Below are 21,978 nucleotides of genomic sequence, written 5' to 3'. Positions count from 1 at the left end.
TCGACCTGCGCCGCTTCATGCGGCGCTTTTTTTTCCCGCTCCTTCGATCGACAGAGGATCCCATGCCGACCGAACCCGCTACTGCCCTGATCAGCAACGATATCGTTGGACTGGGCCTGATTGCCGCCACCCTGGCCCTGATCTTCTGGGCCGCCAGTGGTCCGACCCCGCTGTTGAAGAAGATCTTCGCCTGGGTGCCGGCACTGCTGCTGTGCTACTTCATCCCCGCCATCTACAACACCGCCGGTGTCATCGATGGCCACAACACCTCGCTGTACAACCCGGTCGCGCGTGACGTGCTGCTGCCGGCCGCGCTGGTCCTGCTGACGCTGTCGATCGACCTCAAGGGCGTCATCAAGCTGGGGCCGAAGCTGTTGCTTGTGTTCTGTGCCGGTACCGCTGGCATCATGCTCGGTGCGATCGTCTCCTTCCAGCTGATGAAGCTGATCCATCCGGAAACGGTGGCCGGTGATACCTGGGCCGGCATGGCCGCGCTGGCCGGCAGCTGGATCGGTGGTGGCGCCAACATGGTCGCCATGCGTGAGGTGTTCGGCACCGACGCCACCACCTTCGGCCAGTTCGCCGTGGTCGACGTGGCCTGCGCCAGCCTGTGGATGGCGATCCTGCTGTTCCTGGCCAACCGCGCGCAGCAGATCGACACCCGCAACGGGGCCGATACGCGCGCCATCGACGAGATGAAGGCACGCATCAGCGCCTACGAGGCACAGAACGCGCGCATTCCCAGCATGACCGACCTGATGGTGATCGTCGGCGTGGCACTGGGTGGCGTCGGCCTGGCCCACGCCATCGCCGCACCGCTGTCGGGCTGGTTCAAGGCCAACGTCAGCTGGGCCAGCCAGTTCAGCCTGGACAGCCAGTTCGTGTGGGTGATCCTGCTGTCCACGGCGATGGGCCTGGGCCTGAGCTTCACCCGCGCGCGCCGGCTGGAAGCCGCAGGCGCATCGCGGTTGGGCACGGTGTTCCTGTACTTCCTGATCGCCTGCATCGGCATGCAGATGAACCTGCTGTCGCTGCTGGATCGGCCGTGGCTGTTCCTGCTCGGCGCGATCTGGATGGCTACGCATGTGCTGGTGCTGTGGGTGGTGGCCAAGCTGCTGCGCGCGCCGTTGTTCTTTTTCGCGATCGGTTCGCAGGGCAACATCGGGGCGGCCGCCTCGGCTCCCGTGGTGGCCGCGGCCTTCCATCCGACGCTGGCGCCGGTGGGGGTGCTGCTGGGGACGGTGGGCTATGCCACCGGTACCGGGTTGGCCTATGTCACCGGCCTGATCCTGAAGTGGATGGCCGGCGCCTGAGTTCTGACCGGACGTTCCTGTTGCGGGTTCGCGGCGTGCGCCGCGAACCCGCTCTGCCCGTGTAGGGCCGAGCACGCGCTCGGCCTTCTTTTGCCTGCGAAAAGGCCGTCCCGGCCCTCAACAGCAGCGGCCACCATTGCGTCCGCCGTAGCGCGCTTCCTGGCGCTCGCGGAAGAACGTCTTGTAGTCCATCGGCTCCTGGTCCGGATGCTTTTCCAGCATATGCCGGACGTAGTTGTCGTAATCAGGAATGCCACAGCACAGTCGTGCGGTCTGCACCAGGCGTCGCCAGATGCGGCGGTGGGCCTGGTACTGGCCGGCGGGAACCAGTTGCGTGCTCATCACAGATCCACCATTTCATGCGGCTTCAGCGCCACGTACGGGGTCTCGCGGTCGCTGCGCTGCGGATTGCGGCGGGCCGCCAGGATGGTCTTGATCGAATACACCAGGACTGCGCCCACCACCAGCAGGAACAGCGCGGTCAGGCCGGTGTTGACGTAGGCGTTGACCACGATCTGCTTCATCTGCGCCACTGACTTGGCCGGTGCGGTGATGGTGTCGCTGGCGAGCGCGGCCTGGAACTTGTGTGCCTGTGCCAGGAAGCCCTGTGCCGGGTTGCTGTCGAAGATCTTGATGAAGCCGGCGTAGGTGGTGCAGATCAGCAGCCACACTGCCGGTACTGCGGTAACCCACGCATAGCGGTCGCGCTTCATCTTGAACAGCACTACCGTGCCCAGCATCAGCGCGATACCGGCCAGCATCTGGTTGGAGATGCCGAACAACGGCCACAAGGTCTGGATGCCGCCGAACGGATCGACCACACCGGTGTAGAGCAGGTAGCCCCACAGCGCCACGCAGCCGGCGGTGCCGATGATGTTGGCGGTCCACGACTCGGTCTTCTTCAGCGCCGGGACGAAGTTGCCCAGCAGGTCCTGCAGCATGAAGCGTCCGGCACGGGTGCCGGCGTCCACCGCGGTCAGGATGAACAATGCTTCGAACAGGATCGCGAAGTGGTACCAGAACGCCATCATTGCGTCGCTGCCACTGGGGATCGCTTCGTGCAGGATCTGCGCGATGCCCACCGCGAGTGTCGGTGCGCCACCTGCACGATGCAGGATGGTCGGCTCGCCGATCGCCGCCGCGGTCGCGGTCAGCTGCTCCGGCGTGATGGTGAAGCCCCAGGTGTTGGTGATGTAGTGCGCCGCCGACGCCGCATCGGCGCCGATCACCGCCGCCGGGCTGTTCATCGCGAAGTAGATGCCTGGATCGATGATCGAGGCCGCGACCAGCGCCATCACCGCCACGAACGATTCCATCAGCATGCCGCCGTAGCCGATGTAACGCATGTGCGCTTCATTGGCCAGCAGCTTCGGCGTGGTGCCGGAGGAGATCAGCGCATGGAAACCAGAGACCGCACCGCAGGCGATGGTGATGAACAGGAACGGGAACATGCCGCCCTTCCACACCGGGCCGTCGCCACTGGCGGCGAACTGGGTCAGCGCCGGCATCTTCAGTTCCGGCATCACGATCAGGATGCCGACGGCCAGCGCGATGATCGTGCCGATCTTGAGGAAGGTCGACAGGTAGTCGCGCGGGGCCAGCAACAGCCACACGGGCAGCACCGATGCGACGAAGCCGTAGCCGATCAGCATCCAGGTGATCTGGGTGCCGGTGAACGTGAACGCCGGGCCCCACACTGGGTCGGCGGCGACCTTGCCGCCGTACCAGATCGCGGCCAGCAGCAGGATCAGGCCGACCACCGAGATCTCGCCGATCTTGCCGGGGCGGATATAGCGCATGTACACGCCCATCAGGATGGCGATAGGCATCGTCGCGATTACCGTGAACATGCCCCACGGGCTTTCGGCCAGCGCCTTGACCACCACCATCGCCAGCACCGCCAGGATGATGATCATGATCAGGAACGCACCGAACAACGCGATGGTGCCAGGTACCTGGCCCATCTCTTCTCTTACCAGGTCGCCCAGCGAACGGCCGTTGCGACGGCTGGACAGGAACAGCACCATGAAGTCCTGCACCGCACCGGCCAGCACCACACCCACCACCAGCCACAGCAGTCCAGGCAGGTAGCCCATCTGCGCGGCCAGGACCGGGCCGACCAGCGGGCCGGCACCGGCGATGGCGGCAAAGTGATGGCCGAACAGCACGTGCTTGTTGGTCGGCACGTAGTCCAGGCCATCGTTGTTGATCACCGCCGGGGTGGCCCGGGTCGGATCCAGCTGCATCACCTTGTTGGCGATGAACAGGCTGTAGAAGCGGTAGGCCACCAGGTACAGCGAAACCGCGGCGACGACGATCCACAGCGCATTGATGTGTTCGCCGCGGCGCAGGGCCACGGTGCCCAGACAGAAGGCGCCGAGCAGGGCGAGGGCCGCCCAGCCTATTTTGGAAAACCCTTTCATGAGGTGCTCTCTCCCGGAAAGACAGTCAAAGAGTCCCGCGTGCCCTCGACAGGGTCAATTGGCACAGGACGAATCGGCGGTAGTACTTTGGTCGTACGCTTGTTGTGCTGACGTGCAGCGAACATCAGGGATGGAACAATCGGTTGCGGCGCCGTCCATTGGCGTGTGGCCGTGCGGCGTCCATCTTCAGTGGCATCCATCCAACAGGAGTCGCCATGAGCTTTCCCGAACCGGTCCGCGTGCTGCGGACCATCCGTGGCATGCCCACCTCCGACGGTGCCGGCGTGCGCCTGACCCGCGTCATCGGTGGCCCGACGCTGCCCGACCTCGATCCGTTCCTGCTGCTTGATGAATTCGGCACCGACCGCGCCGAGGACTACATCGCCGGTTTCCCGGAGCATCCGCACCGCGGATTCGAGACCGTCACCTACATGCTCGACGGGCGCATGCGGCATCGCGACAACCATGGCAACGAAGGCCTGCTGACCCCGGGCAGCGTGCAGTGGATGACCGCTGGCCGCGGCCTGGTGCACTCGGAGATGCCCGAGCAGGAAAGCGGGCAGATGCGTGGCTTCCAGCTGTGGGTGAACCTGCCGGCGAAGGAGAAGATGACCGAGCCGAAGTACCAGGAGTTCGTGCCTGAGCGGATTCCCGTGGTGCACCCGGAAGCGGGCGTGGAGGTGAAGGTGATCGCTGGCACGGTCGATGGCACCCGCGGCCCGATCGTGCAACCGGCCACCGACCCGCTCTACCTCGACATCACGTTGGCGCCCGACCGTGCCTGGACTTACGCGCTGCCGGAAGGGCACAACGCCTTTGCGTACGTGTTCGAAGGTGGCGTGACTGTGGGTGAGCAGGACGCCGCGCGCGACGTCGCTCGCCAGGAACTGGCGGTGCTGGGCGGTGGCGAGCAGTTGCACATCTCGGCCGGCAATGAAGGCGCGCGCCTGATCCTGGTGGCCGGCCGTCCGCTGCGCGAACCGGTGATGCGCCACGGGCCGTTCGTGATGAACACGCGGCAGGAACTGATGCAGGCCTTCGTCGATTTCCAGGAAGGCAAGTTCTGACGTAGTACCGCCCGCTGGCCGGCAACTGCCTCGCATGGAGGCGGATCGGGGTGCCGGCCAGCGGCCGGCACTACCGTTGGATCGGGGCGCGCTGCGGGGATGCTGCCAGGCAGTCATCCCCGTCATCCTCAGCGCCCGGCGGCCACGGCCGACGGGGTCAGGCTCATGCCCTGCGCCAGCTGTTGCAGTGACCCCAGCTCCTGCGCGCTGTCCGGATACAGCGAAATCTGCGCGTAACGCCCCTTGTCGAGCTTGACCACGCTGATGCGCCGTTCGGCATACCCCGGCGGTTGCTGGCCGCCCAGGTCGGGCTGGTACCAGTACAGCGATTCACCGCCGAAGCTGCCTTTTTCCTGCCGCAGCGAGCGGTTCAGCGGAATGGACGGGTCACGCGCGCTGAGCATCAGGCTCAGCACTTCCCGGCCATCAGGGGTGCTGGCGCGGCAGACCAGGAAATCGGCCTGCACCTGCTGCTGCCACTGCAGACCGCTGCTGGCCGGCAGCGAAGGACATTCGGACGGCGCCTGCGCGGCGGCCTGGGCCGCAGCGAAAAGCAGGCTCGACAACATGACAGGCACGAACTTCATGCATCCCCCAAGGTGATGAATTGGTTGGCTTCGCCAGCAGAGCCGGCGACCATGGCATCCCATCCCCGGATGCCCCCCATCCGGCATGTGCACGGACGGTCAACTCAACCTTAACGGAACGTGAGCAATCGCACAATTCGCGGTTGCAAGCGCAACCATTGCGGCCGACGGTCGACCGCAATGGGTGCTGCGGGGATCAGCGGTCGTTGCCGATCCACTTGTAGATCAGACCACCGATCGCGCCACCCAGCAGCGGGGCGACCCAGAACAGCCACAACTGGTTGACCGCACCGCTGCCGGCGAAGAAGGCCACGGCCGTGGAGCGGGCCGGGTTCACCGACGTGTTGGTGACCGGGATGCTGATCAGGTGGATCAGGGTCAGCGACAGGCCGATCGCCAGCGGGGCGAATCCGGCCGGTGCCTTGCCGTGGGTGGAACCCATGATCACGATCAGGAACACCGCCGTCAGTACCACTTCGCACAGGAAGGCGGCCGCCACGCTGTAACCACCGGGCGATAGCGTGCCATAGCCATTGCTGGCGAACGCTCCGGCCTGGCTGCCGTCGATGGCGAAGCCACTGGCGCCGGAGGCGATCTGCAGCAGGATGAAGCCGGCCAGCAGGCCGCCCGCAACCTGGGCGATGATGTACGGCACCAGGTCCCTGGTCGGGAAGCGACCACCCGCCCACAGGCCGACGCTGACTGCCGGGTTGAAGTGCGCACCGGAGATATGGCCGAACGCATAGGCGCCGGTCACCACGGTCAGGCCGAAGGCGAGCGCCACGCCGAGGAAGCCGATACCCAGCGGATTGCCGTCACCACCGAACTTGGCGGCCAGCACCGCGCTGCCACAGCCACCCAGAACCAGCCAGAACGTGCCGAGGAATTCGGCGGACAAGCGTTTACCCATGCTCATGTGTTGCACTCCTTTGACGGTCGAAAGTGTGATTTATGTCACATTTCAATGATCAGCGGGTGACTGTAGCGTCAACGCCGGGTGCAGGAATACACCCTCGGCTGTGTGCAACACGCGATGCTCAGTACTGCGGCAGCGGGATGAACTCCTTGTCGTCGCCGGGGATGGTGCCGAAGCGACCGGCTTCCCAATCGTGCTTGGCCTGCTCGATACGCTCCTTCGAGCTGGACACGAAGTTCCACCACAGGTGGCGCGGGCCATCCAGCGGCTCGCCACCGAACAGCATCGCCTTTACCGGTGTCTTTGCGCGCAGGCGGCCGCGTGCGCCGGCTTCGGGGATGACCAGGTGCTGTGCGGGGATGTCCACGCCATCCAACTGCGCATCGCCCTCAAGGATGTACAGCGCGCGCTCGCGGTGGCCGTCGTCGATGTCGATTTCCGCGTCCGCGTCCAGATCGATCGCCACATTGAGCGTATCGGCGAACACTTTCACCGGCGATTCCTCGCCATAGGCGCGGCCAGCGATCACCCGCAGCCAGGCGCCGTTGCGGCGCTGCTCGGGCAGGGTGGCCGCAGCATGGTGATAGAACGCCGGCTCGATTTCCTCGTGCGATTTCGGCAGCGCGACCCAGGTCTGCATGCCGTGGATCGGGTTGTCATGGTCGCGGTCCGGTTGCGGTGTCCGCTCGGAATGGGCAATGCCGCGACCAGCGGTCATCCAGTTGACGTCACCAGGACGGATCACCTGGTCCGATCCAAGTGTGTCGCGGTGGCCGATCGCGCCCGACCACAGGTAGGTGACCGTGGCCAGGCCGATATGCGGATGCGGGCGCACGTCGATGGCGGTGCCGGGGTGCATCAGTGCCGGGCCCATCTGGTCGACGAACACGAACGAACCGATGCTGCGCGCCTGCAGGGTGGGGACGGCGCGACGGACTTCGAGGCCGCCGATGTCGTGCACGCGCGGAGCGATGATGGTGGTCATGCGGGCGTTCTCGCTGGCAGGGATCAGGCGATCAGCATCGCATGCGGCTGTGACGGGGACATGCCTCGTATGGGTAACAGGGTGTTCCAGCCAACGGCGCAGCCCCTCGTGGCTGTGGGGGGGGGGCGCTGAAGGCAGAAGCAAAAGCAGAAGCCGCGCTTGGCCGGGCGGGTGGGTGGCGCAGGGGACGCTGCAAGTACGTCCATGTAAGCTCGATCGCCGCATCCATGCGGCTCACGCCCCTGCGCCACCCACCCGCCCGGCCTCTGACAGTTTCCGTGTGCTGTCCAGCCACGGAGAAGAAAAAGAAAATCAAAAGCAAACGCCGGTCGCTTCGCTCGCATCCACGCATGGCGTGGATCAAGCGTGTCGACCAAGGTCGACACCGCCCCGCCCAACAAACAGAAAAGCCAGAGCCGTTTTGGCTCTGGCTTCTGCTGTGGCATTTGACGTTGCCTCTGCGGGTGCCGGGCCGCAGGCCCGGCCGATGAACTCAGACCACCGGTTCGCGCAGGACGGGGTTGTCCCAGCCCGGGCGCGGGGCGAAACGGTCGCCGTGGCGCTGCTGCAGCGCCTTCAACCGCTCGACGATCACATCGGCACCGACCGCACGGATGTGCTGGATCGGACCGCCGCGGAACGGAGCGAAACCGGTGCCGAAGATCACGCCGGCATCCAGCAGGTCCGCATCGGCCACCACGCCTTCGTGCAGGCACGCCACTGCCTCGTTCAACAGCGGCAGGATCAGGCGGTCTTCCAGGTCGGCCGGGGCCTGGTAGTCGCTGGCCACGTCCGGCTTCTTCGGCTTGCCGTTTTCCCAGGTGTAGATGCCCTGGCCATCCTTCTTGCCACGCTTGTCCGGTTCCACCGTCTGCAGCGCGGCCGGAATCTGCAGGCCCAGGAACGGCGCCAGTTCGCGGCCGACACCGGCGGCCACGTCCAGGCCGACGGTATCGATCAGTTCGATCGGGCCCATCGGCATGCCGAACTTCACGGCGGCCTTGTCGATCACCGGGCCCGGGATGCCTTCGGCGTACGCGGTGGCGGCTTCCAGCATGTACGGGAACAACACGCGGTTGACCAGGAAGCCCGGGCTGCCGGCCACCGGCACCGGGAACTTGCCCAGCGCCTTGCAGAACGCGGCCAGGCGGCGCTCGGTCTCCGGCGCCATGCCATCGTGGTGGATGATTTCCACCAGCGGCATCTGTGCTACCGGGTTGAAGTAGTGCAGGCCGGCGAACTGCGCCGGGCGCTGGATGTGATCGCGCAGTTCCACCAGTGGAATCGACGAGGTATTGGTGGTCAGCAGGGCGTCCTGCTTCATCTTCGGTTCCAGCGTCTGGTACAGCGCACGCTTGGCTTCCGGGTTCTCGATGATCGCCTCGATCACCAGATCCGCTTCGGCAACCCCATTGCCTTCCAGGTCGGCACGCAGGCGTGCGGCCACGGCGGGGCGCTTGCTTTCGTCGCGCACCTTCTTGGCAAACAGCGCCTGCGCGCGTTCCATGGCCGGGTCGATGAAGCGCTGCTCGCGGTCCTGCAGGGTCACCTCGAAGCCCTTGTAAGCGGCCCACGCGGCGATGTCGCCGCCCATCACGCCGGCGCCGACCACGTGCACGTGACGGATGCCGGAATCACCACTGCCCAGGCCCTTCAGTCGCTCGGTGAGGAAGAAGATACGGATCAGGTTGCGCGCGGTCGGCGTGCTCGCCAGCTTCACCACCGCACGGCGTTCGGCGTCCAGGCGGGCCTGGATCGGCTTGCCGCCGCTGCGCTGCCAGGTGCTGATCAGCGCGTACGGCGCCGGGTACTGGTCCTTCTTCGCCTTGCGTGCGACCTGCTTGACCATCTGCGGCGCCAGCAGCCTGCGTGCCAGCCAGGTGTTGGTGGCCCACGCCGTCGCGCGCTGCTTGAACGGGCGGGTGGTGCCGGACAGCGCCAGCGCGACGGCGGTGTCGAGCACCACCGCTGGCGCCACCACCTTGTCGACCAGGCCGATGCCACGCGCGGCCGAGGCCGACAGGGTGCGGCCGGTCAGCATCATGTCCATCGCCGCCGGCGCGCCCACCAACTGCGGCAGGCGGGCGCTGCCGCCCCAGCCCGGGAAGATGCCCAGCTGGGTTTCCGGCAGGCCGATGCGGGTGCTGCTGTCATTGGACGCCACGCGGTAGCGGCAGGCCAGCGCCAGTTCGGTGCCGCCGCCCAGGCAGTGGCCGTGGATCGCCGCAACGGTGGGGCAGGGCAGCTCGGCCAGCTTCTGATAGGTCGCCTGGCCACGACGGATCGCGTCGTTGACAGTGCCGCGACGGTCGAATTCCTGGAACTCCTTCAGGTCGGCACCGGCAATGAAGCCGGCCTTCTTCAGTGACTGGACCACCACGCCTTTGGGTGGGTCCAGCGCGATGCGCTCAAGCAGGTCGCCCAGCTCCAGCAGCACGTCCTGCGACATCGCGTTGACGCTGCTGTCCTGACGATCCAGGGAGAGAACCACCACGCCGTCGTCGCGGATCTCGGGGTGCCAGTGGCTGAAGCGGAGACCATCGAAGCCTGAGAGCATGGACGTTCCATCCGGTTGTGTATGGAGAAGCGGCTATGATCCAGAGGTTGTTTCCCCCGCGTCAAATCCCAATAGCAGGGGAGTGGCGCCCCCGGATCCATGGCCGTGGACCGGGACGCTAACGGAACGGTGGTTAAAAGCTGGTGCGGCGCCAGGTGATCGGCGACTGAACTTTTCCCGGGATTGGCAGTCTCATTGCCCGACGTCGGTTGGGCTGACAGGAGTGCGGCCCCTCATGGCCGAGGTTGATACACCACAGGAGCTGGATCTGGAACTGGTCCGGCGCGTGCAGCACGGCGAGAGTGCCGCCTTCGATGTCCTGGTGCGCAAGTACCAGCATCGGGTGGTGGCCCTGGTCGGTCGCTACATCGCCGACTGGAGCGAATGTCAGGACGTCGCCCAGGACACTTTCATCCGTGCCTACCGCGCGATCGGGAGTTTCCGTGGCGATGCCCAGTTCTCAACCTGGTTGCATCGAATCGCCGTGAATACCGCCAAAAACTACCTGGCTTCACACAATCGACGGCCGCCGACCGATGACATCGACATCGGCGATGCCGAACAGTTCGACAGTGGTACGCGCCTGCGTGACACCGACACGCCCGAACGCGAGTTGATGCGCCAGGAGCTGGAACAGACGGTGATGAAGGCCGTCAACGCGCTGCCGGAAGAACTCCGGTCAGCGATCACCCTGCGCGAGGTGGAAGGCCTGAGCTACGAGGATATCGCGCAGAAGATGGGGTGCCCGATCGGCACGGTGCGTTCACGGATCTTCCGGGCGCGCGAGGCGATCGACACCGAACTCCGGCCGCTGCTGGACATCGGCAGCGCCACCCGTGAGAAGAGCCGCGTATGACCAGTAACCCGTTCAACGAATCGCAGAACCATCAATCGCCCGCCGGGCAGCGCCTGGACCAGCGCCATCGCGAGCAGCTGTCGGCCCTGGTCGATGGCGAGCTGGGCGCCGATGAAGCGCGTTTCCTGCTGCGCCGGATGGAGCACGACCCCGAGCTGGCCGGTTGCCAGGAGCGCTGGCAGCTGCTGGGCGACGTGATGCGCGGGCAGGCGTCGGCACTGGCTCCGGCCGGGTTCAGTGCCGCCGTGGCTGCCGCCATCGCGGCCGAGCCGGCGCCACAGGCCGAGCCGCGTCGCCAGGTACGTCGCAGTGGCTGGCGGGCCTGGGGCGGCGGCGCCGCCCTGGCCGCGTCGGTGGCCGCCGTCGCGCTGTTCATCGGCGGCGAGAAACTGAAGGAGGCCACACCGGGTGTACCGCTGGCGCCGCAGGTGATCGCCAGCCAGGCGGAACTGCCGCCGGCGCCAACCGCGCCGGCCCCGGTGACCGAAGCATCGGTGGATACCGCCGCGATGGCCGTGGCGGCGGCGCCGGCTGTGGCGATGGCTGCCACCAGCCGTCGCCAGGACGCCCGCCGCGCCAGTGCAACCCGCAGCCAGCAGGCCGCGCGTGCCGCCCAGCGCGATGACGCTCCGCAGCGCGCCATCGCCGCCCTGCAGGCACCGCTGGCTCCGACCGTACCGGCCACCGCCAACCACAACCTGCCATTCGGTGAGGTCGGCGGGCTGCAGGCCCGGCCGTGGCCGCGCTCCAGCCTGGCGCCGACCGCGGGTGGTGCGCTCAATGCCAGTTTCCCGGCCCGCGCCGGCGGTGTCGCGTTCTACCCGTTCGAGCCGCGCCTGCAGGACGACCTGCCGGTGCCGCCGCGCCCGCGCGACTGAGCCGGGCGCCTTCACGCCCCGCCGTCGGCGGGGCCCGTATTCCTCTTTCCATCCGACCCGGAGGTTGCCGTCCGATGACTCCCCGACTTCGCACGCAGGCCATTGGCCTGCTGGCCCTGACCCTTCCCCTGGTGGCCTGCGCGCAGGCGCCGGCGCCTGCCGCCCCGGCCCAGCCTGCGCCGGCCGCGGCGCCGCGGGCGCCTGCACAACCGCTGGTCAGTGGCTTGCCTGACTTCACCAACCTGGTCGAACAGGTCGGCCCGGGCGTGGTCAACGTCGACACCACCATCGTCCGCAACAACCGCCAGGCCTCGCGCGGCCCGATGGGCGACGATGACATGCCGGAGTTCTTCCGCCGCTTCTTCGGCCCTGACTTCCCGATGCCGGGGCAGGGGCCGGGTGGGCAGGATGGCGGTCCCAGCATCAAGGGGCGTGGCATGGGATCGGGCTTCATCATCTCGCCCGATGGCTACGTACTGACCAACTACCACGTGGTGGCCGACGCCAGCGAGGTGAAGGTTAAGCTGGGCGACAGCCGCGAGTTCACCGCCAAGGTGGTGGGCAGCGACCAGCAGTACGACGTGGCCCTGCTCAAGATCGATGGCAAGAACCTGCCAACCGTGCGCGTGGGCGATTCCAACACCCTGAAGCCGGGTCAATGGGTTGTCGCGATCGGCTCGCCGTTCGGCCTCGACCATTCCGTTACCGCCGGCGTGGTCAGCGCCGTTGGTCGCAGTACGGGGGGGCCGGACCAGCGCTACGTGCCATTCATCCAGACCGACGTGGCGATCAACCAGGGCAATTCCGGTGGGCCGCTGCTGAACACCCGCGGCGAAGTGGTCGGCATCAACTCGCAGATCTTCTCGGCCTCCGGCGGCTACATGGGCATCAGCTTCGCGATCCCGATCGACCTGGCGATGAGCGCGGTCGAGCAGATCAAGAAGAGCGGCAAGGTCACCCGCGGCCAGCTCGGCGCGGTGGTCGAACCGATCGATTCGCTGAAGGCGCAGGGACTGGGCCTGCCCGACAGCCGCGGCGCGCTGGTCAACCAGATCGTGGCTGGCAGTGCGGCCGCCAAGGCCGGCGTGCAGGTGGGCGATGTCATCCGCTCGGTCAACGGCAGCGCGGTCAACAGCTGGTCCGACCTGCCGCCGCTGATCGGTGCGATGGCGCCGGGCAGCAAGGTGAACCTGGTGGTTTACCGCGACGGCAAGCCGCATGAGCTTAGTGCCACGCTGACCGCACTGAGCGAGGACGGGCAGGCCAATGCCCGCGGGCCGTCGGCTGGCGGTGGCGAGGCGGCTCCGCAGACCGGTGCCAACGCCCTGCTGGGGCTGGACGTCAGCGACCTGAACGCGGCCCAGCGCAAGCAGTTGGGGCTCAACGGCAATGAAGGCGTGCGCATCACCGGGGTCAAGGGCCAGGCGGCACGCGATGCCGGCCTGTCGCCGGGCATGGTGATCCTGCAGGTCGGCCGCACTGCGGTCGGCAGCGTGGATGCCCTGAACCGGGCGTTGTCCAGCTTCAAGAAGGACGACGTGGTGATGCTGCTGGTCCGCACGGCCAACGGCAACAGCGCCTTCGTGGCGGTGAAGGCCGGCCAGTAAGGCTCCTGCCGGGGCCGCTTCGGCGGCGCCGGCGCGGCCCCCGAAGCCCCGCCCCGGCGGGGCTTCGGCCGTTCTGGCCCCGGTCCGATGAGGCAGTTTTCGCGGCCGGGCGCCGGGCATGCGATAATCGACCGTTACCCTGACGACGCCGCGCGCCGCCGCCACCTATGTCTTCTGATTCGATGCGGAACATCCGCAACTTCTCCATCATCGCCCATGTCGACCACGGCAAGTCCACGCTGGCCGACCGCATCATCCAGCTCTGTGGTGGCCTGCAGGCCCGCGAGATGGAAGCGCAGGTGCTCGACTCCAATCCCATCGAGCGCGAGCGTGGCATCACGATCAAGGCGCAATCGGTGTCACTGCCGTACCTGGCCAAGGACGGGCAGACCTATCACCTGAACTTCATCGACACCCCCGGCCACGTCGACTTCTCCTATGAAGTCAGCCGCTCGCTGGCCGCCTGCGAAGGCGCGCTGCTGGTGGTCGATGCGGCGCAGGGCGTGGAAGCGCAGTCGGTAGCCAACTGCTATACCGCAGTGGAGCAGGGCCTGGAAGTGGTGCCGGTGATCAACAAGATCGACCTGCCCACCGCCGACATCGAGCGCGCCAAGGCCGAGATCGAGGCCGTGATCGGCATCGACGCTTCCGACGCCGTGCCGGTCAGTGCCAAGACCGGCCTCAACGTGCAGGACGTGCTGGAGGCGATCGTCCATCGCATCCCGCCGCCGGTGCCGCGCGACACCGACAAGCTGCAGGCGCTGATCATCGACTCGTGGTTCGACAACTACCTGGGCGTGGTCTCGCTGGTGCGCGTGATGCAGGGCGAGATCAAGGCCGGTGACAAGCTGCAGGTGATGTCGACCGGCCGCAACCACCAGGTCGACAACGTCGGCGTGTTCACTCCCAAGCGCAAGGTGCTGCCGGCGCTGCGTGCCGGTGAAGTGGGCTGGGTCACCGCCAGCATCAAGGACGTGCATGGTGCGCCGGTCGGCGACACCCTCACCCTGGCCGGCGATCCGGCGCCGAAGCCGCTGCCGGGCTTCCAGGAAATGCAGCCGCGCGTGTTCGCCGGCCTGTTCCCGGTCGATGCCGAGGACTACCCGGACCTGCGCGAAGCGCTGGACAAGCTGCGCCTGAACGATGCCGCGCTGCGTTTCGAGCCTGAAAGCTCCGAAGCGATGGGCTTCGGCTTCCGCTGTGGCTTCCTGGGCATGCTGCACATGGAGATCGTGCAGGAGCGCCTGGAACGCGAATACAACCTGGACCTGATCAGCACCGCGCCGACGGTGGTGTATGAGGTCCTGAAGACCGACGGCTCGGTCATCAACATGGACAACCCGGCCAAGCTGCCGCCGGTGAACCAGGTCGAGGAGATCCGCGAGCCGATCATCCGCGCCAATGTGCTCACTCCCGAGGAATACATCGGCAACATCATCAAGCTGTGCGAAGAAAAGCGCGGCAGCCAGATCGGCATCAACTACCTGGGCAGCCAGGTGCAGATCAGCTACGAGCTGCCGATGGCCGAGGTGGTGCTGGACTTCTTCGACAAGCTCAAGTCGGTCAGCCGTGGCTATGCCTCGCTGGACTACCACTTCGTGCGCTTCGACGCCGGCCCGTTCGTGCGCGTCGACGTGCTGATCAACGGTGACAAGGTCGACGCACTGTCGCTGATCGTGCACCGCAGCCACGCCGACCGCCGTGGCCGCGAGCTGTGCGAGAAGATGAAGGACCTGATCCCCCGGCAGATGTTCGACGTGGCCATCCAGGCCGCCGTCGGCTCGCAGATCATCGCCCGCACCACGGTCAAGGCGATGCGCAAGAACGTGCTGGCCAAGTGCTATGGTGGCGACGTCTCGCGCAAGAAGAAGCTTCTGGAAAAGCAGAAGGAAGGCAAGAAGCGCATGAAGCAGGTCGGCCGCGTGGAGATCCCGCAGGAAGCGTTCCTGGCCGTGCTGCAGATGGACAACAAGTAAGCCCGCACCGGCCTCGCGGGGCCGGTCGTCTGGTGACGTTGCAAAGGACCCTGAATGAAACTGTTTGAGATCCTCCTGGTCGTGCTGACCCTGGCCTCGGGCCTGATCCTGCTCGCCGACAAGCTGTACCTCGCCAAGCGCCGCGCCCAGCGCGCGGGCCTGCTCGACACCGAGCCGGTGCTGGTGGACTACTCGCGTGCATTCTTCCCGGTGCTGGCGATCGTGCTGATCGTGCGCAGTTTCATCGCCGAGCCGTACAAGATCCCGTCCAGCTCGATGATGCCGAACCTGCTGATCGGCGATTTCATCCTGGTCAACAAGTTTTCCTACGGCCTGCGCCTGCCGATCAGCAACACCAAGATCGTCCCCTTCGGCGAGCCGTCGCGCGGCGACGTGGTGGTGTTCCACTTTCCCGGCCACAGCGACAACGACCCGGCCAAGGGCGAGAACTTCATCAAGCGCGTGATCGGCGTGCCGGGTGACACCGTGGTCTTCGAAGGCGACGGCGTGATCCTCAATGGCGAACCGCTGAAGTACGACAACAAGGGCATCTATGCCGGCCACAAGGGCCAGGGCGAGGGCGCCAACCTGCTGGTCGAGCACCTGCCGGGCCGTACCCATACCGTGCTGGAGACCGACTATCCGCGTGGCCAGGGCCAGTGGACTGTACCGGCCGGCAAGTACCTGGTGATGGGCGACAATCGTGACAACAGCGACGATGGCCGCTTCTGGGGCCTGCTGCCGGAAGAAAACCTGCGCGGCAAGGCCTTCCTGATCTGGCTGAACTGCCAGGGCTGGTTCTGCAAGGATGGCTTCGAGCCGTCGCGGATCGGCTCGAGCATCAACTGAGTACCTTCACATCCAACGCGTATCTGGGGAGAACGCAATGAAGACGATGAACACGCAGCGTGGCATGACCCTGACCTCGTTCCTGGCGGTCCTGATCGTGGTGGGTTTCTTCCTTTACATCGGCATGAAGCTGTTCCCGATGTACCAGGAGTATTACGCGGTGCGCTCGGCGATGAAGAGCCTGGCCAAGGAGCCGGGTGTGGGCAGCATGGAGCCGGCCCGGATCCAGGATCTGTTCTTCAAGCGCCTGTACATCAATTACTCGGAAAACGTGAAGCCGGCCAACGTGAAGTTCGACCGTCGCGACAATGGCTGGACCCTCAAGGTCAACTACGAAGTGCGCCGTCCGCTGGTCGGCAACCTGGACGTGGTTGGCAAATTCGATTCATCCCAGGACCTGACCCGAAGCGGTGCCGAATAAACCTTTCCAACGTGGTGATCTGATCGGTCATCCCTTCCGCGACCCGGCGCTGCTCAAGCAGGCGCTGACGCATCGTAGCGCCGGTGCGCCACACAACGAGCGCCTGGAGTTCCTGGGCGACAGCATCGTCAACATGATGGCGGCCGAGGCGTTGTACCGACGCTGGCCCAAGGCTGACGAGGGCGCGATGACCCGTGCCCGCGCCGAACTGGTGCGTGAGGGCGCGCTGGCGGTGATTGGACGTAGCCTGGAGCTGGGCGAGCGGCTGATCCTGGGCCCGGGCGAAATGAAGTCCGGTGGCCACCGTCGTGATTCGATCCTGGCCGACGCGGTGGAAGCCGTGGTGGCTGCGATCTACCTGGACGCCGGTTTCGAGGCCTGCCGGGCGGTGGTACTGCCCTGGTTCAGCGCTTCGATCGAGGCACTGCCGGCCTCCGGCCGACCCGAGAAGGACCCCAAGACCCGCCTGCAGGAATGGCTGCAGGCCCGACAGAAGCCGTTGCCGCAGTATGAACTGGTGTCAGAATCCGGTGACGACCACGCCAAGCACTTCCGGGTACGCTGCAACGTAGCCGACCCGGCCGCCAGCACCGAGGGCGAAGGCGCCTCGCGGCGGCTTGCCGAACAACAGGCGGCTGCGGCCGTCCTAGAACAACTGGATTCCAAGTGAGCGAACAAACTCCCCATCATTGCGGCAGCGTGGCCGTCATCGGCCGCCCGAACGTGGGCAAGTCGACCCTGACCAATGCCCTGGTCGGCGCCAAGGTCAGCATCGTCTCCAACCGTCCGCAGACCACGCGCCATCGCCTGCTGGGCATCGCCACCTATCCGGAAGGCCAGCTGGTGCTGGTCGACACCCCCGGCCTGCACAAGGTGCAGAAGCGTGCGATGAACCGGGTGATGAATCGCGCCGCGCGTGGCTCGCTGGAAGGCGTCGATGCCGGCCTGCTGGTGATCGAAGCCGGTCGCTGGGATGAAGAGGACAGCCTGGCGTTCAACGTGCTGCGCGACGCCGGCATCCCGGTGGTGCTGGTGGTCAACAAGATCGATCGCCTGAAGGAAAAGGGCGCGTTGCTGCCGTTCCTGCAGCAGGTGACCGAGGGTCGCGACTTCGCCGCCGTGCATCCGATCTCCGCGCAGAAGCGCAACGGCCTGGAAGCGCTGGTGCGCGACGTGCTGAAGCTGCTGCCGGAAGCCCCGCCAATGTTCGGCGAGGACGAGATCACCGACCGCAGCCAGCGTTTCCTGGCCGGTGAACTGGTGCGCGAGCAGCTGATGCGCCAGCTCGGCGAGGAACTGCCGTACGCCACCACTGTCGAGATCGAGCGCTTCACCGAGGACGGCAACCTGCTGCGCATCGGTGCGGTGATCTGGGTCGAGCGTGAAGGCCAGAAGGCCATCGTGATCGGCAAGGGCGGCGCTCGCCTGAAGGAGATCGGCGCCAAGTCCCGCCTGCAGATGGAGCGTCTGTTCGGGGCCAAGGTGTTCCTGGAAACCTGGGTGCGCGTGCGTGAAGGCTGGTCCGACGACGAGGCCGCGCTGAAGGCCTTCGGTTACGAGTAAGGCGTTGTAGTCGCTTCGATGATGATCGAGGACGACACCGGCTTCGTGCTGCACGCACGGGCCTACCGCGAGACCAGCCTGCTGGTCGAAGTGTTGAGCGCGCAGCATGGCCGTATCGGCCTGCTTGCGCGTGGCGTGTCCACTGCCAAGGGCCAGGTGCTGCGCGCCGCCCTGCAGCCGTTGCAGTGGATCCGCTTCAGTGCCCAGCAGCGGGGGGAACTGGCCCAGCTGCGTGGCGCCGAGGCGCTGGATGCCGCGCCACGCCTGGTCGGGCAGGCGATGCTCGCCGGTTTCTACCTGAGCGAGCTGACCCTGCGCCTGGCCCCGCGCCAGGACCCGCTGCCGGAGCTGTACCTCGCCTACGGCGAGGCGCGTGCGCGGCTGGCGGTGGGCGCTGGCCTGGCCTGGACCCTGCGCCGTTTCGAACGCGAGCTGCTGTCTGCACTGGGCCTGGGTTTCGAGCTGGACAGCGCCAGCGATGGCCAGCCGATCGACCCGGCGGCACGCTACGAACTGGACCCGCAGGAGGGTGCGCAGCGCCTGCTGAGCGAGCGCGGCGGGGAGCGCCGGGCAGCCGCCACCGGGTCGGCGCTGTTGGCGCTGGCGGCTGACGAAGAGCCGGATGCCGCCGATCTGGCCAGCCTGCGCCTGCCGATGCGGCGGGTGCTGGCCCATCACCTGGGGCCACGCGGCCTGAAGTCCTGGGAAATGCTCGAGCAGCTCGCGCCCCGCAGGTAGGGGGTGTTCGGCAGGGCTTGCAGCCCTGCACCTGCAGAGTCAACGTCAACGGCAGAAGCTGGCTATCCGTGGGGAGGCGGGGTGGGTCCGGTTGAGGGGGGCGCTGCAAGTACGTCCATGTAAGCTCGGTCGCCGCATCCATGCGGCTCACGCCCCCTCAACCGGACCCACCCCGCCTTCGACAGATTCTTGCGAGCTGTCGGAATGGCATGGGGTCGGATCCGTTTTCCACAGGAAAACGGATCCGACCCCAGATTGATTTCGATATCTGACAGAGATTCATCCACGCATGGCGTGGATCTACCCGATCGCGGAAAACTGTCAGAGGTGGGGCGGTATCGGAGGGCGGGGTGTCAGCCGCATGGATGCGGCTGCCAAGCCTACAGGGACGTACTTGCGGCGTCCCCGCACTCCGACACCGCCCCGCCAGCCCACGGAATGCCAGCTTTTGCTGTTGCCTTGGCTTGAAGCCTCTGCGGGTGCAGGGCGCAGCCCTGCCGAGCAACCCTCAATGCAGCAGGGCCGCCACCGCTTCGCGGAACCCCGCCTGGGCCTGCCCGGACTCGGGCGCGTGATGCAGTTGCCGCACCGCGCGCCCCAGCCGTGCCGCGCCGACGAAGCCACAACTAGCCTGCAACCGGTGCAGCTGGCTGCGCAACTGGCGCTCGTCGTGCTGGTCGACCGCCTGCTCGACCGCGTCGCGCACGCCCGGCAACTCGGCCAGGAACAGTTCGCGCAGTGCGATCAGGTGGTTGCGCTGGCCATTGAGCGCTGCCAGGGCTGCGGTCTCGTCCCAGTCCTGTACGGCCAGTTCGACCGCGGCCGGGGCCTGTGCCACGAAGATCCCCGCCGGGCTGTTGACCAGCGCTCGGCGCACGGCCTTCAGCAGCTGGTCGCGGCCCAGTGGCTTGACCAGGGTGTCGCTGAAACCAGCTTCGCGCAGGCGGGCGTGAATGGAGGCATCGCCGTCGGCGGTATGTGCCAGTGCCGGCGTGTCGGGATGTGAACGGCGCAACTCACGCAACAGCTGCGCGCCATTGCCGTCCGGCAGGTTGACGTCGATCAGCCACAGGTCATGCGAGCCGGGCTCGGCACTGGCCAGGGCACTGGCCAGCGAATCTGCGGTATCCACATCCGCCGGTAACGTTTCCAACGCCGCCTTGAAAAAACCGCGGCTGATGATGTCGTCCTCGACAAGCAGGAAGCGGGGCCGTGTGGCCCGCGGGGTCATCTGCATCAGGGCTGCCTCCATGTCAGCTGTCCCAATCATCAAGCACGGCGGCCACGGGCGCAAGCGGGTCCGGGCCCCATCGGTCAGGATCTGCGACAATACGCCCCCATTTTTGCCCGCAGCCTGTTGCCACGTGGCCCGATCCCGCTCCCGCACCGACCGTACCCCGTTCCAGACCGAGATCCTCGACCTCAGCCATGATGGTCGCGGTGTCGCCCGCCGTGAAGGCGAGGGCGGCAAGGTTACCTTCGTCAGCGGCGCCCTGCCCGGTGAGGTGGTGATGGCCGAACAGACAGCCCGCAGCCGCCATTTCGACGAGGCGCGCACGCTGGAGGTGCTGCAGGCCTCGCCGCAGCGGGTGACCCCCAAGTGCCCCCATTTCGGCACCTGTGCCGGCTGCGTACTGCAGCACCTGGACGAGGCCCAGCAGATCGTCGCCAAGCAGCGCGTGCTGATGGACAACCTGGAGCGGATCGGCCATGTGAAGCCGGGCACCGTGCTGCCGCCGCTGGTCGGCGAGAGCTGGGGTTACCGCCGCAAGGGCCGCTTCTCGGTGCGCCGGGTCGAGAAGAAGGACAAGACCCTGGTCGGCTTCCGTGAACAGGATCCGCGTTTCGTCGCCGACCTCAGCCAATGCCTGACGGTGATTCCGGAAATCGGCACCAAGGTCGAGGCGCTGTCCACCTTCATTGAAACGCTCGATGGCAAGCGCGACATCCCGCAGATCGAGTTCATCGCCGGTGACCAGGCGGTGGTGCTGACCGTGCGCCACCTGCAACCGCTCAGCGATGCGGACCGCGCGGCCTGGGCTGCCTTCGGCCAGCAGCATGGGTTCGTGATCTACCTGCAGTCCGGCGGCGTGGACACCGTGCAGCCGCTGGACGGGCAGGGCGTGCCGCTGTCGTTCCGGCTGGCGCCGTGGGATGTCGAGCTGGCGTTCCGCCCGTTGGATTTCATCCAGGTCAACGCCAAGCTCAACGAGAAGATGATCGCCCACGCCCTGGACCTGCTGCAGCCGGGTAAGGACGAGCGCGTGCTGGACCTGTTCTGCGGCCTGGGCAACTTCACCCTGCCGCTGGCCCGCCGTGTGCGTGAAGTGGTGGGTGTGGAAGGCGATGCAGGCCTGGTGGCGCGTGCGCGTGAGAACGCCGAGCGCAACGGCCTGGCCAACGCGCAGTTCTTCAGCGCCGACCTGACCCAGGACCAGCGCAGCACGGCGTGGATGCGCCAGGGCTTCGACAAGCTGCTGCTGGATCCGCCGCGCTCGGGCGCGATCGAAGTGCTGCAGCAGCTGCCGCTGAAGCAGTTCAAGCGTATCGTCTACGTCAGCTGCCACCCGGGCTCGCTGGCGCGCGATGCCGGCTATCTGGTCAACGAACAGGGCTTCACCCTGGTCAGCGCCGGTGCCATGGACATGTTCCCGCACACCGCGCACGTGGAAAGCATCGCGGTATTCGAAAAGCGCTGAGCAGCTGTCATCACCCGTGGCGCATAATTGCGCCATGGGCATCGAAATCGAACGCAAATTCCTGGTCAGCAGCGATGGCTGGCGCACCGCCGCGCATCGGGTGATCCCGATGGCGCAGGGCTACATCAACGACATGGGCGCGCTCGACCGCGGCACCCAGAACGCCTCGGTGCGCGTGCGCATCGAAGGCGACCACGCCGCGCTGAACCTGAAGTCGCGCACCCTCGGCCACACCCGCCAGGAGTTCGACTACCCGATCCCCGTGGAGGACGCGCGCGCACTGCTGGCGTTGTGTGTCGGCGGCCTGATCGACAAGCGCCGCCATCTGGTCGAACACGCCGGCCTGACCTGGGAAGTGGACGAGTTCCTCGGTGACAACGCCGGCCTGGTGGTGGCCGAAGTCGAGCTGGAAAGCGCGGACCAGGCCATCGACCTGCCGGACTGGGTCGGCGCCGAAGTGACCGATGACGCCCGCTACTACAACGTTGCCCTGGCCAGCCGCCCGTATTCACAGTGGTGAACCCCCAAAAAGGGGACGGAGGG

General features: G+C 66.6%; 20 protein-coding genes. 13 read left to right on the top strand and 7 right to left on the bottom strand.

Going from position 1 to position 21,978, the window contains the following annotated elements:
• The first annotated feature begins 62 nt into the window (after nucleotides 1–62).
• Entirely contained in the window at nucleotides 63–1,313 is a 1,251-nt protein-coding gene (locus ACZ75I_RS14515) for a DUF819 family protein (protein ID WP_005418276.1), read from the top strand.
• A gap of 117 nt (nucleotides 1,314–1,430) precedes the next feature.
• Here the strand turns inward: ACZ75I_RS14515 and ACZ75I_RS14510 are convergent, their stop codons facing one another.
• Together ACZ75I_RS14510 and ACZ75I_RS14505 are read right to left on the bottom strand one after the other, a co-directional pair.
• Complete coding sequence (locus ACZ75I_RS14510) at nucleotides 1,431–1,655, bottom strand: YbdD/YjiX family protein (protein ID WP_005410613.1); 225 nt, start codon at nucleotides 1,653–1,655, stop codon at nucleotides 1,431–1,433.
• The gene (locus ACZ75I_RS14505; RefSeq protein ID WP_049414685.1) at nucleotides 1,655–3,736 is read right to left on the bottom strand and encodes a carbon starvation CstA family protein; all 2,082 of its coding nucleotides are present in this window, start codon (nucleotides 3,734–3,736) and stop codon (nucleotides 1,655–1,657) included. The genes ACZ75I_RS14510 and ACZ75I_RS14505 overlap by 1 nt, the downstream gene beginning before the upstream one ends.
• 215 nt (nucleotides 3,737–3,951) lie before the next feature.
• Here ACZ75I_RS14505 and ACZ75I_RS14500 point away from each other — a divergent pair, with 215 nt between their 5' ends.
• Nucleotides 3,952–4,803: a pirin family protein gene (locus tag ACZ75I_RS14500; RefSeq protein ID WP_346477241.1), complete on the top strand. Its 852-nt coding sequence runs from the start codon at nucleotides 3,952–3,954 to the stop codon at nucleotides 4,801–4,803.
• A 128-nt stretch (nucleotides 4,804–4,931) separates the two neighbouring features.
• Here the strand turns inward: ACZ75I_RS14500 and ACZ75I_RS14495 are convergent, their stop codons facing one another.
• The 4 genes from ACZ75I_RS14495 to ACZ75I_RS14480 all read right to left on the bottom strand — a co-directional run bounded on the left by ACZ75I_RS14495 (nucleotide 4,932) and on the right by ACZ75I_RS14480 (nucleotide 9,848).
• Entirely contained in the window at nucleotides 4,932–5,390 is a 459-nt protein-coding gene (locus ACZ75I_RS14495; RefSeq protein WP_049414687.1) for a hypothetical protein, read from the bottom strand.
• Between the two features lie 196 nt (nucleotides 5,391–5,586).
• Nucleotides 5,587–6,306 (bottom strand): aquaporin Z, encoded by a 720-nt coding sequence (gene aqpZ, locus ACZ75I_RS14490; protein WP_346477240.1) that lies wholly within the window; start codon nucleotides 6,304–6,306, stop codon nucleotides 5,587–5,589.
• A gap of 121 nt (nucleotides 6,307–6,427) precedes the next feature.
• Nucleotides 6,428–7,291: a pirin family protein gene (locus ACZ75I_RS14485; RefSeq protein ID WP_061479815.1), complete on the bottom strand. Its 864-nt coding sequence runs from the start codon at nucleotides 7,289–7,291 to the stop codon at nucleotides 6,428–6,430.
• Nucleotides 7,292–7,784: 493 nt separating this feature from the next.
• Nucleotides 7,785–9,848, bottom strand: coding sequence for a 3-hydroxyacyl-CoA dehydrogenase NAD-binding domain-containing protein (locus tag ACZ75I_RS14480; RefSeq protein WP_061479814.1), 2,064 nt, complete (start codon nucleotides 9,846–9,848; stop codon nucleotides 7,785–7,787).
• Between the two features lie 235 nt (nucleotides 9,849–10,083).
• Here ACZ75I_RS14480 and rpoE point away from each other — a divergent pair, with 235 nt between their 5' ends.
• The 9 genes from rpoE to recO all read left to right on the top strand — a co-directional run bounded on the left by rpoE (nucleotide 10,084) and on the right by recO (nucleotide 18,736).
• Nucleotides 10,084–10,704, top strand: a complete 621-nt coding sequence (gene rpoE / locus ACZ75I_RS14475; protein ID WP_005418256.1) for an RNA polymerase sigma factor RpoE — start codon at nucleotides 10,084–10,086, stop codon at nucleotides 10,702–10,704.
• Complete coding sequence (locus ACZ75I_RS14470) at nucleotides 10,701–11,582, top strand: sigma-E factor negative regulatory protein (protein WP_472958132.1); 882 nt, start codon at nucleotides 10,701–10,703, stop codon at nucleotides 11,580–11,582. The genes rpoE and ACZ75I_RS14470 overlap by 4 nt, the downstream gene beginning before the upstream one ends.
• A gap of 74 nt (nucleotides 11,583–11,656) precedes the next feature.
• Nucleotides 11,657–13,189, top strand: coding sequence for a DegQ family serine endoprotease (locus ACZ75I_RS14465; RefSeq protein ID WP_061479812.1), 1,533 nt, complete (start codon nucleotides 11,657–11,659; stop codon nucleotides 13,187–13,189).
• A gap of 182 nt (nucleotides 13,190–13,371) precedes the next feature.
• The gene (gene lepA / locus ACZ75I_RS14460) at nucleotides 13,372–15,165 is read left to right on the top strand and encodes a translation elongation factor 4 (protein WP_005418237.1); all 1,794 of its coding nucleotides are present in this window, start codon (nucleotides 13,372–13,374) and stop codon (nucleotides 15,163–15,165) included.
• A 54-nt stretch (nucleotides 15,166–15,219) separates the two neighbouring features.
• Nucleotides 15,220–16,014 carry a signal peptidase I gene (lepB, locus tag ACZ75I_RS14455; RefSeq protein ID WP_005418234.1) on the top strand — a complete coding sequence of 265 codons (795 nt, stop codon included), beginning with the start codon at nucleotides 15,220–15,222 and terminating at the stop codon, nucleotides 16,012–16,014.
• A gap of 37 nt (nucleotides 16,015–16,051) precedes the next feature.
• Nucleotides 16,052–16,435, top strand: coding sequence for a DUF4845 domain-containing protein (locus ACZ75I_RS14450; protein ID WP_014038086.1), 384 nt, complete (start codon nucleotides 16,052–16,054; stop codon nucleotides 16,433–16,435).
• Complete coding sequence (rnc, locus tag ACZ75I_RS14445; protein WP_061479811.1) at nucleotides 16,425–17,105, top strand: ribonuclease III; 681 nt, start codon at nucleotides 16,425–16,427, stop codon at nucleotides 17,103–17,105. The genes ACZ75I_RS14450 and rnc overlap by 11 nt, the downstream gene beginning before the upstream one ends.
• Entirely contained in the window at nucleotides 17,102–17,998 is an 897-nt protein-coding gene (gene era / locus ACZ75I_RS14440; protein WP_005410599.1) for a GTPase Era, read from the top strand. The genes rnc and era overlap by 4 nt, the downstream gene beginning before the upstream one ends.
• Nucleotides 17,999–18,016: 18 nt before the next feature.
• A complete protein-coding gene (recO, locus tag ACZ75I_RS14435) occupies nucleotides 18,017–18,736 on the top strand; it encodes a DNA repair protein RecO (protein ID WP_049447075.1) in 720 nt (239 codons plus the stop codon).
• 508 nt (nucleotides 18,737–19,244) lie between these two features.
• Here recO and ACZ75I_RS14430 read toward each other — a convergent pair.
• Nucleotides 19,245–19,973 (bottom strand): response regulator, encoded by a 729-nt coding sequence (locus ACZ75I_RS14430; RefSeq protein WP_346477200.1) that lies wholly within the window; start codon nucleotides 19,971–19,973, stop codon nucleotides 19,245–19,247.
• Nucleotides 19,974–20,100: 127 nt separating this feature from the next.
• Here ACZ75I_RS14430 and rlmD point away from each other — a divergent pair, with 127 nt between their 5' ends.
• Both rlmD and ACZ75I_RS14420 read left to right on the top strand, forming a co-directional pair.
• The gene (gene rlmD / locus ACZ75I_RS14425; RefSeq protein WP_134969073.1) at nucleotides 20,101–21,435 is read left to right on the top strand and encodes a 23S rRNA (uracil(1939)-C(5))-methyltransferase RlmD; all 1,335 of its coding nucleotides are present in this window, start codon (nucleotides 20,101–20,103) and stop codon (nucleotides 21,433–21,435) included.
• A gap of 34 nt (nucleotides 21,436–21,469) precedes the next feature.
• The gene (locus tag ACZ75I_RS14420; RefSeq protein WP_053500339.1) at nucleotides 21,470–21,955 is read left to right on the top strand and encodes a CYTH domain-containing protein; all 486 of its coding nucleotides are present in this window, start codon (nucleotides 21,470–21,472) and stop codon (nucleotides 21,953–21,955) included.
• Nucleotides 21,956–21,978: the final 23 nt, after the last annotated feature.

The sequence above is a fragment of the Stenotrophomonas sp. X genome (assembly GCF_055721025.1).
The sequence above is the reverse complement of the archived record's forward strand: the minus strand, read 5'-3'. Positions and strand labels throughout refer to the sequence as shown.